A 14763-nucleotide genomic window follows, 5' to 3' on the forward strand; every position below is an offset into this window, starting at 1 on the left:
AAATGCTTCTATGAGGTTGTATTATTTTGCTTGAACATATTCTGCAGATTTGATTCCTGCTTGACGTCCGAAAATAATAATTTCAGCTACAGAGTTACCACCGATACGGTTTTCACCATGTAATCCACCTGTGACTTCCCCTGCTGCAAACAAACCAGCAATCGCTTTACCCTCTTTATTTAACACTTCTGTGTTTGTATTGATTTTAATGCCACCCATAGTATAGTGAATTCCTGGCGCGATTTTGATTGCATAATAAGGTGCACCAGATAAGTCATTATCCATTCCTGTGGTTCTATCAAATTCACTATCTTTTTTATCCTTCACTGCTTTGTTCCAAGTATCCATCGTTGCTTTTAATTGATCTGCAGGAACATTAATTGCTTTTGCCAAATCTTCAATTGTGTCACCTTTTACAACAAAGCCCATTTTGTCGTATTGCTCAATTGCTTTTACGCGAGATTTTACACCTGAATCAAAGACTAAGGTTGCTGCTTTTTCAGGTAAAGTATTAATTGCTGCTGTTACTTTATCACGTGTATTTAATTCATTTACAAAACGTTTACCTTCATTAGAAACCATAATTGCACCTTCACCACGTACAGCTTCACCAATCAAATAAGATTTATCTTGTTGTACGGTTGGATGCACTTGAATTTGATCCATATCAACGGTTACGCCACCAAGCTTTTCAATCATTGTAATTCCGTCACCAGTGCTACCAACTTGGTTTGTAGTTACTAAGCCTTTTAGATCTGGTCTAACTTTAGCAATTAAATCTGCGTTTGAACCAAATCCACCTGTAGTCACTACGACTGCTTTTGCAGTAATCGTTTTTTCGTCTTTTTGGTCAATAACGACTTTAACACCGTTTACTTTACCGTCTGCTTGCGTAATTTCTTTTACATCTGCATTTACAAACAAAGGAATACTTTTTTCTTGTACATTTTTAACTAAACCAGTTACAAGATATTTACCTACTGCGGAACCATCTTCAGGACGGTGAGTACGTTTTTCCTTCATTCCACCTGTAATGGTAATGTTGTTTAATTTGATACCGATTGAATCTAACCAGTCAATTGCGCTAGCAGAGTTGTCTACAAAGAAACGAAGCATTTCTTTATCATTTGTATTGTGACCCCCAGCTAAAGTTTCTTCATAAAATAAATCGTTTTTATCTTCAATCCCTTGTTCTTTTTGGAATTTCGTTTGAGATGCATTCATACCAGAAGAAGACTTTGTAGTATTCCCACCAGCTACTGGCATTTTTTCAAAAATAACAGGGTTTAATCCTTTTTCTTTTGCTTCAAGTGCAGCAGACATCCCCGCACCACCAGCACCAACAATAATGATATCGTAGTTATCTTTTAATTGATCAATTGGAGTATATGAAGCTTGAGACGCACCTGCAACTGAATCTTCCTTTTTCTCCTCATTTTTCGTTTGTGGTTCATTCGCTTTTTTGTCGGTATTACTGCTACCACTATTTCCGCATCCTGCAATAACAAGAATCATGGAAAGAAGGAGTGTAAATAGGACCGTTGTTTTCTTTTTCATTTTGTATTTGCCCCCTTGTGCATTATTTCACAATATCATTATAGTAATAAAGTTCACTATATTAATAGCTTATTTAATTAATAAAATAGTTTTTAAACTAATGTAAGTAATGTCACAAATAAAACCCCTTAGCCAAACAATGACTAAGTGCTCCGTAACATCTTTAACGGCAACTTAGTTTTTGTTAAAAGCTAAAGGGTTTTTACTTTTGTCTATCTTCTTTTGTCTATCTTTTTGCATCTACCTTTTATATCTCATTCTGCTATTTTTCTATTTCTATTTTTTGTATCTCTACTATATTCTCTTTCTCTACTTTATGCTTTATCTCATTGGTGCAAAGTCGCTAACCTCAGACAAAATAGTATCTATTGTTGCAACCACCTCTGGGGTTAAATCTAATTCCAACGCTTTCACGTTTTCTTCAATTTGAGAAGGACGACTTGAGCCAATAATAGCAGAGCTTACAACAGGTTGTCGTAATACCCATGCTAGCGCAAGCTGTGACAAGGTGCATTCCATATTATTTGCAACATCCGTAAGCTTAGCTACACAGTTCAATACGTCTTCACGTAGGTAGCTGTTAATTACACCATTTGTTTGCTCATTAGCCGCTCTACTATTTTGTGGAATTTCTTGCCCTGGCTTGTATTTCCCCGTCAACACGCCTTGAGCAAGCGGTGAAAATACGACTAACCCAACACCATCCTGCTGACATTTTGTAATCACATCTTCCTTTTCAATGTAGCGCTCAAACATATTGTAAATCGGTTGATTAGAAATTAATGGGCGTAACTGCAAACGCTTACTAATTGACGTTGCCTCTGCAATTTGCGATGCAGACCACTCGCTTACACCTGAATATAAAATTTTCCCCTGTACCTTGAGGTCATCTAACGCTCGAAGTGTTTCTTCCATTGGTGTGTCCGCATCAAAACGATGGCATTGATATAAATCGATATAATCTGTACCTAGTCGTTTCAAGCTAGCTTCACATTGCTCCATAATATGCTTGCGTGACAATCCCCTGTCGTTTGGCCCACTTCCTTGTGGAAAAAACAATTTTGTAGCAAGCACATAACTGCTGCGAGGGTAGGATTTTAAGGCGTTCCCCATTACCTTTTCCGCTCCAGCATATGAATTAGAGGTGTCAAAAAAATTAATACCTAGCTCATACGCCTTGTGAATACAGGCCTTCGCCGTTTCCTCCGCAGTTGCCGAGCCATACGTTAACCAGCTCCCTAGCCCAATTTCACTTACTTTAAGCCCACTGTTTCCTAGACGTCTATATTTCAATACGATCACTCCTTGAAATTTTTTGTTGAATTATCAGGATCAAGTAAATTTATTGCTCAATCTAATAATAGGAGTTAAACTTAACTTTAAGTCAAGCACCATTCTCTGTAGAGAGGAAGATTTATATGGAGTTTACAATTAAGCAGGTTGCAGAACGTACTAACCTCCCCCCGTCAACCTTACGTTATTATGATAAAGAGGGGCTTATGCCTTTATTAAAAAAGACGGAATACGGTACACGCAAATACTCTGAAATGGACATCTGCTGGCTTGAATTAGTATGTTGTCTGAAGGATAGCGGCATGTCTTTAGACGAAATCAAAGCATTTATGACATTGTGCTTAGAGGGCTCAGCGACATGTGAAGAGCGGAAACATTTGCTAGAAGAGCATAAGGACAAAATTTTGGATCAAATTAACATGCTAAATCGTAGCTTGGGCATCATCAACTATAAACTAGAGCATTATCAAGAAATAGGAACGTTTCATATTGATACACATTAATAGATATAAGTAATGATTTGATTTGAGCAGATAGGAAAGTAGAATGTGAAATGTGTGATAAGAACTTGTTGGTGCGAACCCCAAGCTCACATGAAAACCCCGGCTCCTCCGCACCTCAAGCCCAGTAAGGGATTGTAGCGTTTTGATGATTTTTTAGGTATAATTAAAACGCTTACATAATTCCTTCGCACTTTTGCGGCTCAAATCCCTTATGGCACAAGGGGCGAAAAGTGCCGCTGTCGCACTCTATGTGAGTGCGTGGATTGAAATATAACCTCATCTGTCATACTATTAAAATCAGTATTTGTCGCACTCTATGTGAGTGCGTGGATTAAAATACTTATTTGGTGAGTGATTCAGGAGTTACGGCAGTCGCACTCTATGTGAGCGCGTGGATTGAAATTGGTTTGCGACTTTCCAATATTACGTCATATAAACGTCGCACTCTATGTGAGTGCGACGTTTAAAACAGTGGAGGCTGTTGTTATGAATTTCTTTACTCTATAAAGTTACAATCAATCTTCATTACATATTACTCACCACAATAATAGCCAGCACTACCACCATCAACGTTGTTCCAATTCCAGCAATTACATTAATAAATTTCTGTGCTTTTAACTGATCTTTGAAAATTTTCACTATCCCAACGTAAATAAGCAAACCCACGATACCCCCAACGGTATTGTTAATAATATCTGTAATGTCAGATGCGCCTACACCCAAAATATATTGGAAGACTTCACATAATAAGCTGACTAAAAAGAGCAGGAAAATCTTTCTCCCTGTTGACCATTTTGAACAAAGGGTTCCTATGTAAATCCCAAGCGGCATAAAAATAATGACATTCATTATGATTTCACTAAAATCTAACTTGTTATTAAGTACAAGCGATTCGTTAAAGGGGATTAGGTTGATACTTCTCATATGACCAAGGTCTTCAAACGATAAACTTAATTTAAATAAAATAATCCATACTAATGCAATCAAATAAATAGAAAAAAGAAGCTTGGTCACTTTCGTTACTTTGTCTTTCATTTTGCGCCTCCTACAGCTAATTAAACATAATCCCCTTAGATCACACCAGAAAATATGCTCTGTATAACAAGCGTATCTTGATGCTGAACGTAAGGGGATTCCTTTTCATATCTTCTTAATTTTATCTCTTTCTATATCTCTATATCTTTATATCTTTATATCTTTATATTTTTCTATCTGTTTTTTATTCTTTGCTCTTAATTAAACAATCCCTTTAAAGCTGTAGAGGCATTTTTTTCTCTTACCATTGTGTATACCTCTTGACCATTTTTAAGCTTTAAGGCTACATAAAATAATTGCTCACCACTGCTTTCAAATGAACGACTGTTCCGATTTAAAACCTCAGAAATAATCGCTTGATCCTCAACAGATATTTTTTTAATATTTTTCATTTTTGCCTTTACGTCATCTTTATGAGGATAAGTAAATCCTGGCGTCTTTATAGATACCAAAGCAATATCCGCAGACTCGACTTGTTCTGGAGTGACCTCTAGACGCTCTGAGAGTTCTTTTTCCTTTAACCAAGTTCTAATTTTATCGAAGCTAGGTTCGATTTCACCTGACCAATCATTGCTATCATCACCATGACTCATTTTAATACGGGCTATTGGAGCAATATCATTTGGTTTTAGACTTGCTGGCTGAGATAAGATCTCTTCTTTCAAAAGCTTTTTAAACTCATCCATTTCCTGCGGATCACTGAGCACAATTATACGTTCTGGTATCAACTCTGAGGTTAACGTAATACTTCGAATTACATAATCAAATTCATACAATCGATTTTCATTATATTTGTAAGCATCTGTATTAAAGATTGCTAACAGCTCTTGTTCAAACATACTTGTTGGCAAATTATAATTTCTGTTCAACTCTTCTCCATCCTTAAGCTTGTAACGAATAGACAGTAGTTGATTTCCTTTTGGATCAAATCTACGGCTAGGCGTTGGGAAGTCTGCCTCAATCAACTTTTCATGTAATTGATGAACTGCACTCACATACACTGGGTCATTAGAATATCGCTTTGGCTCCCTACCACCTTCACTGTAACTATCCATATATAAATAAGGATGCCCCATACTTACACTCTCAATTTGCTCTATAGCAGGAATTTTACTTGAATAGCCATTCCAGCTCGCAACAGGGATATACAACATCAGCACTGTTATAGTTCCGTATATTAAAGCGCCTTTAGATAGGACACGAAATGGAACTAACCATGTTTTCAAAAGAATCATTTCTGCGAGTATTAATCCTATTAATCCGCCAAGGATACAACCTGCCACAGTCCAAGCAGATATCCAATTCGTCCACTGCATTGAAAAATACTCTTCCATAATTAACGCTGACCCAAGCATCATCACAATCCGAAATAAGGGCTTTAAAAATTTAAAAGCTATCGCTTGTGTTGCATTTTCAACCTGACGAAGCTTATATAAACCAAATGATAGGACTGTAAATAAAATAATTAGACCACAATAAACTAACAATAAAGTTATGTCTGGTGCAGAATTTCCTAACGTAGTCATATAAATGAAGGGTGAAATTACTGTATCATCACTTCTTATGCCAACAGCTGAATAATACCCTTTTAAATAAAAGGATAAATGTTCTTTAATTAAAGCACTCATTAATGCTGGAAAGATTAAAAACGCATAAGTAATAACTCCTTGTAAAATCGATTGCCCGATACATACACCCACAAATACGGTGAAGCTGAACATAAATAAAGTAAATATGCTAACAACTAGACCCCATTCTAAAATGATCAAACCAGAAAATTCATAATATAGTGTTGTAACGGATGATAATATGGAGGTAAATCCTGCAACAATCCAAATCGGGACCAACAGCATAATGAAACCTGAAATTAGATTTGTGCTTAAAATATGCTGTCTCCGAAGAGGTAAACTATGAATTAGGATTGACTGCTTATTCGACTGAATATAACGAAGAATAAAAATACCAGCAAGCACAGGGAAAATTAAAATCATTAGCCCTTGGCCTGTACCATTTACTTCAAATAAGCTTGAAATCGAGACCCGATCTTCAGCTGTTCTCCCCAACATATATAAAGGCGACACAAATAGTAATGCTAACAAGTATAAAATACTAATCCAGCCATGTTGCCTAAAATTTTGAATAAGGATGCTACGATTACAATATAAGCGGTGTGACGTCATAACCCACATCCTCCATTTCATAAATAAATATTTCCTCTAACGTTAATGGTAAAATATCTAGCACATAAGGTTTATAGCTTTGAAATTGTGATTTAATTTGTTCTCGCTCCCCTTTTGCAATGTACAACACAATACTCCCCCTTCGCTCTGTATGTAATAGGTTGAGTTGTCCTTGTATGGCATCTGCATCCTGTGCGTTACGAAAGGCAACTTGGATTTTGTGTGTATCTGCCTTGAGATCATCCAATTCTTTCTCCACAATCATTTGCCCCTTATGCATAATCCCCACATGGTCACATAAATCTTCAATTTCCCGTAAATTATGTGAGGAAATCAAAACGGTGAGTTCTCGATCTGCTACCTCTTGAAATAATAAATTTTTAATTTGCTGACGCATTACGGGGTCAAGTCCATCAATAGGTTCATCCATAATAAGCAATTCTGGCATACAGCTTAATGCTAACCAAAACGCCGCTTGACGTTGCATCCCTTTAGACATACGGTGTAGTTTTTGCTTCGGATCAAGCTTAAATATTTGACCCAGCTCATGGAAACGTTGCTCACTCCAGTAGGGGTAAATCCGCTTATAGAAATTACTCATTTGTAAAATGGATGACTGCGGAAAAAAGTACGGCGTATCCGCCATAAACATAATCTTCCCTTTTAACTCTATGTTCTCAAATACATCCTGCTTATGAATTTGAACACTGCCATGATCTGCGCGATATATACCTGCAAGCACCTTCAGCAAGGTTGTTTTGCCTGCGCCGTTAGAGCCTAACAAGCCGTAAATTGAGCCTTTTCGTATATGAAGACTGACTTCGTCTATAGCTCGCTCTTTATCAAATGATTTAGATAGCTGATTAATGCGAATCATGAGGACCCTCCTTTTCCTTCTCTTTTTCTTTATCTTCTTCCTCGTCTTCTTCTTTATCTTCTTTATCTGTGTGGCTTTCCTGCACTTGCTTTAACGCGGCTTCAAAAGCTTGCGCGACATCCTGATGATTTAATCCCGAATAGCTTGCTTCCGCAATTAGCTTCACAAATCCAGCTTGTAATTGTATCAACATCTCTGAATTTTGCCCTCCCGTATATTCAGCCACAAAGCTCCCTTTTCCTTGCATGGAATAAATATAGCCCTCTCGTTCCAGCTCTCTATACGCCTTTTGAATTGTATTTGGATTCACTGTGAGTTGGGTTGATAAAGTACGTACAGATGGCAACTGCTCATCCACCTGAAGTACGCCATATACGATCATTTCTTTAATTTTATCCATTAGCTGCTCATAAATCGGCTTCCGACTCCGCACGTCAAGTTCAAACATGTTGTCCCTCCCTTCTCTTTCTGTCGATCAGGTGTATTAACTGTATTACTATTATTAGTACAGTTAATACACTTTGTCAATAGAAATATATAATGCTCTTTTTTTGATAACATCAAACCAAGTACAAATCAAACGAAAAAAGACGGTTAAAGGCACATGATCTCTACCTTTACCGTCTTACATTTTTAAATTACAGTTATTACTTTCCCACTATGATTCTTCATTTTTTTGAATTTTCGAAGGGTTATTTATTTTATAAGCGACAGGATGCTTCGTTAACTTTTTAGCTACAATTTTAGCCTCAAATGTAAGCACATCACCGACTTCCAACTCTTGTTTTTTCATGGTGGCACTATGGCTTGACCAAGCTTCGCCAATCAATAGCTCAGGTTCAATCACCTTCACCTCTTCGTAAATAATCACCTCATCCTCACTTTCAGAGAAGTGATTCGGAACCGTTGTAAACTCAGCAACCTTTGCACTCATTTTCACCTTATCAACAGGTAATTCCAGCTTGGGTTGCTTCGCTTTTTTCGCCTTACTTTCCTTCAGCTTCACAATCGGCTCAGGAGACAAAGCTTCATCCTCTGATGGAAAGCTAATATCAACAACACCCTCTAAAGTCTCTACAGTGGTGGCTAAGGATGGCTTTTCTCCAACCACTTCCTCTATCTTAGCTACTGCATCTAGATCCATTTCAGCAGCTTCATCACTTATAGCTTCATCATCTACTGTTTTATGGCTGATTCCTTCATTACTAGTTGACTCATTATCCCTTGATTCACTACCCGTCCCAGTGCCCTTATTGCCATAGCTCGCCGCCTGCATTTCCTTGAGATAAGAAGGATGAATGAGGTGGAGTTCGCCTGTCTCCAGTTTAATCACTGACGTAATATCATCCACATAACCAACAATTTCACAAGCTATATTTTTCCCTGTCCCTTTATGATAAAAAGCTTTCATTTTTGTTGCTTTAGGGGTGACTAAGCCCCATTCCTTACATTTATCTATCGCTTCAGCTTCATTTTCAAATGCAACATAATCCTTTGGTGTAATCCATAATAGCTTTGACATGGAATCACGATCCCACCTTTCTTCGGTTATTTTAACATGTTTACATACTGAACTAAATATACCGTGTACATGCTTTATTTTCAAAACTTGAGAAATCATACTTAAACATGATACTTTAGTAAGTAAGCATAATAAAGTAACAAATATGAACGACTATTTTTGTATGTATTTTTTACACTTAGAGGAGTTGAAATATGTTTATCCTGATTGGTCTTGTTTTTTTACTTATTTATGGGGTTCTCGTCTTTTATATCGGGTGGAGTGGCTGGCGATGGATGAGACCTGTTGTATCTGCGAGATTTAAGCTATTTTATATCGTAATCATTTCCTTCCTTGCGATATCATTAATATTAGGCAGAGTATTTGGAAGCATTTCCATCCTGTCCATGATTGGCTCCTATTGGTTAGCGGTGTTCTCATTACTACTATTATTATTACCTATTGCACATCTAAGTATTTGGTTATCCCGCTTAACCCCACTGCCTAGGCATCGCGTACAAAAATGGGTAGGATTCATTACGTTAGCAACCTTACTGTTGTTACTTGGATACGGTTCCTATCAGGCGTACAATCCAGTTGTAAGGGAATATAACCTTCATATCAATAAAAAAGTGGATGGGTTAGACCAATTAAAAATTGTGATGGCATCTGATATGCATTTTGGTCTATTATCAGGCGAAAATCATGCAAAGCGGATGGTATCTACGATTAATGAGTTACAACCTGATCTTGTATTATACCCTGGAGATATTATTGATGATGATTTAGATGCGTATCGCAATCGTGATTTTGTAAAAATATTAAGTGATGTAAAAGCCAAATACGGTGTGTTTGCTTCACTTGGCAATCATGATAAATACGATGGTCCTATTCAAAATATTATTGATACACTGAAGCAAAGCAATATGTCTGTATTGTATGACGAGAACATTACGATTAACGACCAGTTTACCCTAGTTGGACGCAAGGATCGAACGGAAAAGGATCGCAATCCACTTTCTTCGCTTATGGCAGGCATCGACAAGTCTAAGCCACTTATTTTGTTAGAGCATCAGCCGTATGATTTAGACCTTGCAAATGAACAAGGAATCGATCTTATGGTGTCTGGACATACACATCGGGGCCAAATTGCACCTGCTCATCTCATTACGAAGGCCATTTATGAAAATGACTGGGGTTATTTAAAAAAGGGTAATATGCATTCGGTTGTCACCTCAGGATATGGTTTTTGGGGACCGCCTATTCGTCTAGGGAGTCGCTCAGAAATCGTGCAAATTAATATTACGTTTGGCGACAATAATAAATAAAATTAAAAAGCGATGTAGGGTAAGATTTATTTTCTCACCTTACATCGTTTTATATTAACCTAAGCTAATCTATTCTGCATTTGGTTCATTTAATAATCGAAGTAATGCCACTAAATCGCCAGCGGAAGATGTACCATAGCTAAATGAAGTATCATTTTGAGTAAGATCCTCCAGCACGGTTTGGATTGGAATCAACTTAACGGATGCATTCTGAATATGCTCCAGTTCATTTTCATCCTTTACCTTCCCATGCACAAACCAATACTCCCATTCTACACCTGGAACAAGGCTGTCTCTTATTTTACGTTTTTTATCCGAGGTGAATTTGATTTCTGTCCATGCCTTTACACTAGTTTTTAAGCTGTCTGAATTACGTAGCTTCGAGCTAGTTTTAGACTTCACGCCTAGCTTTTCCATTTGCGACTTCGTCAGCTTACTAATATAAGTGACAGGACGAACACTCACCTGTACTTCACAATGCACATATTGCCAACCTGTTTCTTCATGATAACGAACTGCAAGGAAGCTAATCTCATCAAGCTTATCTTTCATCCCTCTAATGGTGAAATAACCGTTTTTAGAAAGCCATTCCTCCACCAAAGCTTCTGCCTGTAGCGCCATTATTATTCCTCCTTATACGTTAACGTTGTATTCATGAGACGAAAATATAATTTCATTTACTATTCGCTATTTATTTACAATTTCCTTTAGATAACCTCCCCATTGGAGTGATTTTTTATATACACATATTTTCCTCTTTGTGATACTTTGACAGTAGGATTTAATTTATCAGTAGGATGCAATTCTCAATTTCACTCAAGGAGTTGAAAGATATGTATAACCTATACCATGTATGTATCGGATATGTACAGAAAGCTCTTCATGCAAAGCCAATATTAAGATGAAGGCGATACTTTGCATGGAGTAACTTAACACCATCGCCATAAAAGTAAACTTCATTCTTGGTAAAAGCTTTGTACCTTATTGCACTTTAAAATAAGGAGCTGGCAAGAGTGAAATATGTTAAAGCAGATGAGGTTTTACCGACCAAACTTCTAGTGGAACTACAAAAATATGTTCCGAGTGGTTTGTTATATATTCCTACACCTAAGAAAGACCATAAAAAGTGGGGAGAAGCAACAGGTAGCCGCAAAATTATAGCCAATCGAAATCATCAAATTAAGCAACGCTTCAAAGCGGGTGAAGGAATAGAACAGCTATCGAGCAGTTTTTATTTATCCGTAGATAGCATTAAAAAAATTGTATATCGTAAATAAACAAATAAATGAAGCCTAATGGAAATTAATATTTCTGTTGGGCTTTTTGGCTATTTAGGTACAGTATATTTAAAAATAACCTTTACATATTTTTGGCTCCTACATTGTTCCATAATATTGTTAGCCAATAATTATGGGGGTTTTGTTCTATGCAAATTCATTTTAGAAACAACTGCAGTATCGTTAACTTTGGTGAGGATTATTATAAAATTAGAGACTTTCTCTTAAAGCTAAACCAACCCAACTTTACATTTGGCAGATGGGATTGGATGGTTACACATAGTGACCTCGATCAATCCGCAATAAGTAAAATTGGAGTATGGGAGCATGATTCAGAAATCGTGGCGCTAGCTACATTTGATTGTGAGCTTGGGCAAAGCTACATTTATACTCTAGACGGCTTTAAGCATTTAAAGTCAGAAATGTTAGCTTATGCAGAGCAACATTTGTCTACGAAGGAGAAATTTGAGGTTTTAATTTTAGACTCTGACTATGAGTTTCAAAATATTGCGGCTACTGCTGGCTTTATCGCTTCACAAGGGAAACAAGAAGAGGCACTTTTACCTATAGATTCACATCCATTAAGCTATAGCTTACCGGATGGCTTTAGAATCACAAGTATGGCAGACAATTATGACTTAACTCAATATGGGAACGTTCTTTGGAGGGGTTTTAACCATGAATTAGATGGAGAAGGACCTTTTAATCCCTCCGAGGAGCAGTTAGTTGCTTTGCAAAATGAGATGAAACGCCCTAATGTGAACCTTGACTTGAAAATAGCCGTTGTGAATACAGACGGGGAGTTTGTAGCCTATTGTGGGATGTGGTACGATCCTCAGTCCCAATATGCCGTCGTTGAACCTGTTGCAACTGATCCAAACTATCGTAGACTTGGTTTAGCAAAAGCAGCAGTGTTAGAGGGCATTCGGAGATGTGGGGCACTAGGCGCAAAAGAAGCCATCGTTGGCTCAACGCAGCAATTTTATTATAGTATTGGTTTCCGCCCTTATCAGACCTCTAGCTGGTGGATAAAAAAGTGATGAAAGAATCCCTACAAATTACACATCAAATTTTCGAGTAGCTAACAAGCATAAAACAAGCCTCTAATCCCACTGGCTTAAGGTGGTTTAGAGGCTTCATCATCTTCATTTAAACATTAGGCTTTTAAAATATTTTTTAAATCACGACAGTCAGCAAATCATCTTGTAGGTCTACTGTTTTCTTGTCGGTCTCAATCACATCAAGATAATTAGCAGTGTTAGAAACAATAACTGGTGTTGTTAATGTGTACCCTGCTTCTTTAATTGCTGCCATGTCAAATTCCATTAGTAATTGACCTTTTTTAACGGTATCTCCTTGTGCTACTTTCGCAGTGAAGTGTTTACCTTTTAGTTTTACAGTGTCTTTACCAACATGGATCAGAATGTCTACTCCGTTGTTGCTTGTTACGCCAATGGCATGACCAGAAGAGAATAATGAAGTAAGCACACCATCGACTGGCGAATATACTTTTCCTTCGCTTGGCTCAATAGCAACCCCTTTACCCATAGCGCCAGAGGAGAAAGCTTCGTCTGTAATTTCACTTAAAGCTTTTACTTCACCTTTAATTGGGCTGCTAATTGTTTCTTGGGTAACTAGTGTTTCACCTTTTGTAGGGCCATTGTTATTACTTGATTTGTTATCTGTTTCTTCGTCATCCTTAAAGCCTGCAAAGTACATCATCAAGAATCCTAATACAAAGCTCACGATGATTGCGATAATTACGCCCCATAGGTTCATATCAATACCATTAGGACCGATATAACTCGGAATACCGAAAATACCTAAACCACCAATAATGTAACCTTTAACACCAAGTCCGCCAATAATACCGCCACCTACTGCCGCTGCAATACAACTAATAATAAATGGCTTCTTCTTAGGAAGCGTAACCCCGTAAATTGCTGGTTCAGTAACTCCAAAGATACCAGAAATAAATGCTGGGATTGAAATTGATTTTAATTTTTGATTTTTAGTTTTCAACAGAATTGCTAACACTACGCCAATCTGTGCAAAGGATGCACCAAATGTTGCGGCAAGAATCGGGTCATATTTCAATACAGCGAGGTTGTTGAGCGCGATTGGCACAAGTCCCCAGTGTAAACCAAAAATAACAAAGACTTGCCAGAAGCCACCAATTAAAATACCTGCTACAACAGAGCTTAAGTTATAAACCCATAACAACCCTTGGCCTAGCAATGTGCCTGCCCATGTTGAAATTGGACCAATCACAATTAAAGATAATGGAACAATAATTAACAACGTAAAGAATGGAACTAAAAATGTTCTAACTACACTAGGAGTTACTCGTTTAAAAAAACCTTCGAGCTTAGAACCAACATAAGTTGATATCAAAATCGGAATTACAGTGGATGAATACCCCATTAAAATAACTGGAATCCCTAAAAACGTAATATATACATTGGATTCAAAAATGGTTCCTGTAAACAAAGTATATAAAGGCGTATTAGATGCATCCATTAGACCTGTGAATGAAGGATACACAAGACTCGCACCGATTGCCATCCCTATAAATATGTTCATGTTAAACTTCTTCGCAGCCGTATATCCTAAGAAAATTGGGAAGAAGTAGAATAGACAGTCACCAACTGCGTTCAAAATTTGATACGTACCATCCGTTTTGGTTAGCCATCCCAATGCTTCAAATAAAGCGTTAAAACCTTTAATCATCCCTGTTGCGGCAAGTACACCTAAGGTTGGTGCAAATACACTTGAAATGATATCAATAAAGCGGCTAAACATGCTCATTTTTTCGTTAGAGCTATTATCTTCCACTGAACCATCACTAATTCCAGCAACACTTGTTACAGCTGCATATACTTCTGGTACATGGTTCCCAATAACAACCTGATATTGTCCACCACTTTGAATAACGGTTACAACACCGTCCATATTTTTAAGAAAATCTGTGTTCGCCTTACCCTCATCTTTTAGTTTAAAGCGTAAACGAGTTACACAGTGAGTTAAGCTGTTCACGTTTTCCTTGCCACCAACATTGCTTATAATGCTTTTGGCTAAATCTTCGTATTTCATAGGAATCCCTCCTGAAGTAATAATGCTACTTATAATATTTTATAAAAAAGGCGAAACCATACATTCCAGACCAATTACTTAATCTGAAAGGTGGTTTCGCCTGCGTTACCAGTAACGAT

At 37.3% G+C, this 14763-nt stretch carries 13 protein-coding genes; 4 read left to right on the top strand and 9 right to left on the bottom strand.

Annotated features, from left to right (window positions below):
• Nucleotides 1–21: 21 nt before the first annotated feature.
• Together J2Z32_RS06345 and J2Z32_RS06350 are read right to left on the bottom strand one after the other, a co-directional pair.
• Complete coding sequence (locus tag J2Z32_RS06345; RefSeq protein ID WP_210088333.1) at nt 22–1557, bottom strand: flavocytochrome c; 1536 nt, start codon at nt 1555–1557, stop codon at nt 22–24.
• Between the two features lie 321 nt (nt 1558–1878).
• Nucleotides 1879–2850, bottom strand: a complete 972-nt coding sequence (locus J2Z32_RS06350) for an aldo/keto reductase family protein (RefSeq protein WP_210088334.1) — start codon at nt 2848–2850, stop codon at nt 1879–1881.
• Between the two features lie 125 nt (nt 2851–2975).
• On the opposite strand from J2Z32_RS06350, the gene J2Z32_RS06355 reads away from it, so the two are divergent.
• Nucleotides 2976–3353, top strand: a complete 378-nt coding sequence (locus tag J2Z32_RS06355; RefSeq protein WP_210088335.1) for a MerR family transcriptional regulator — start codon at nt 2976–2978, stop codon at nt 3351–3353.
• A gap of 525 nt (nt 3354–3878) precedes the next feature.
• Here J2Z32_RS06355 and J2Z32_RS06360 read toward each other — a convergent pair.
• From J2Z32_RS06360 to J2Z32_RS06380, 5 genes are all read right to left on the bottom strand, one after another.
• Entirely contained in the window at nt 3879–4388 is a 510-nt protein-coding gene (locus J2Z32_RS06360; protein WP_210088336.1) for a VanZ family protein, read from the bottom strand.
• A gap of 197 nt (nt 4389–4585) precedes the next feature.
• The gene (locus tag J2Z32_RS06365; RefSeq protein WP_210088337.1) at nt 4586–6568 is read right to left on the bottom strand and encodes a hypothetical protein; all 1983 of its coding nucleotides are present in this window, start codon (nt 6566–6568) and stop codon (nt 4586–4588) included.
• Nucleotides 6543–7445, bottom strand: coding sequence for an ABC transporter ATP-binding protein (locus tag J2Z32_RS06370; protein WP_210088338.1), 903 nt, complete (start codon nt 7443–7445; stop codon nt 6543–6545). The genes J2Z32_RS06365 and J2Z32_RS06370 overlap by 26 nt, the downstream gene beginning before the upstream one ends.
• A complete protein-coding gene (locus J2Z32_RS06375) occupies nt 7432–7893 on the bottom strand; it encodes a GntR family transcriptional regulator (RefSeq protein WP_210088339.1) in 462 nt (153 codons plus the stop codon). The genes J2Z32_RS06370 and J2Z32_RS06375 overlap by 14 nt, the downstream gene beginning before the upstream one ends.
• Nucleotides 7894–8103: 210 nt before the next feature.
• Entirely contained in the window at nt 8104–8967 is an 864-nt protein-coding gene (locus J2Z32_RS06380; protein WP_210088340.1) for a hypothetical protein, read from the bottom strand.
• A gap of 194 nt (nt 8968–9161) precedes the next feature.
• Between J2Z32_RS06380 and J2Z32_RS06385 the strand changes: the two genes are divergently transcribed.
• A complete protein-coding gene (locus J2Z32_RS06385; RefSeq protein ID WP_210088341.1) occupies nt 9162–10274 on the top strand; it encodes a metallophosphoesterase in 1113 nt (370 codons plus the stop codon).
• Between the two features lie 69 nt (nt 10275–10343).
• Here the strand turns inward: J2Z32_RS06385 and J2Z32_RS06390 are convergent, their stop codons facing one another.
• The gene (locus J2Z32_RS06390) at nt 10344–10895 is read right to left on the bottom strand and encodes a hypothetical protein (protein ID WP_210088342.1); all 552 of its coding nucleotides are present in this window, start codon (nt 10893–10895) and stop codon (nt 10344–10346) included.
• Between the two features lie 392 nt (nt 10896–11287).
• Between J2Z32_RS06390 and J2Z32_RS06395 the strand changes: the two genes are divergently transcribed.
• A complete protein-coding gene (locus J2Z32_RS06395; RefSeq protein WP_210088343.1) occupies nt 11288–11551 on the top strand; it encodes a CD3324 family protein in 264 nt (87 codons plus the stop codon).
• 149 nt (nt 11552–11700) lie between these two features.
• Nucleotides 11701–12591: a GNAT family N-acetyltransferase gene (locus J2Z32_RS06400; RefSeq protein WP_210088344.1), complete on the top strand. Its 891-nt coding sequence runs from the start codon at nt 11701–11703 to the stop codon at nt 12589–12591.
• A 136-nt stretch (nt 12592–12727) separates the two neighbouring features.
• Here the strand turns inward: J2Z32_RS06400 and J2Z32_RS06405 are convergent, their stop codons facing one another.
• On the bottom strand, nt 12728–14644 hold the full coding sequence (locus tag J2Z32_RS06405) for a beta-glucoside-specific PTS transporter subunit IIABC (protein ID WP_210088345.1): 1917 nt from the start codon (nt 14642–14644) through the stop codon (nt 12728–12730).
• Nucleotides 14645–14763 lie beyond the last annotated feature (119 nt).

The sequence above is a fragment of the Paenibacillus turicensis genome, from assembly GCF_017873435.1.
Taxonomy (GTDB): Bacteria; Bacillota; Bacilli; order Paenibacillales; family Paenibacillaceae; genus Fontibacillus; species Fontibacillus turicensis.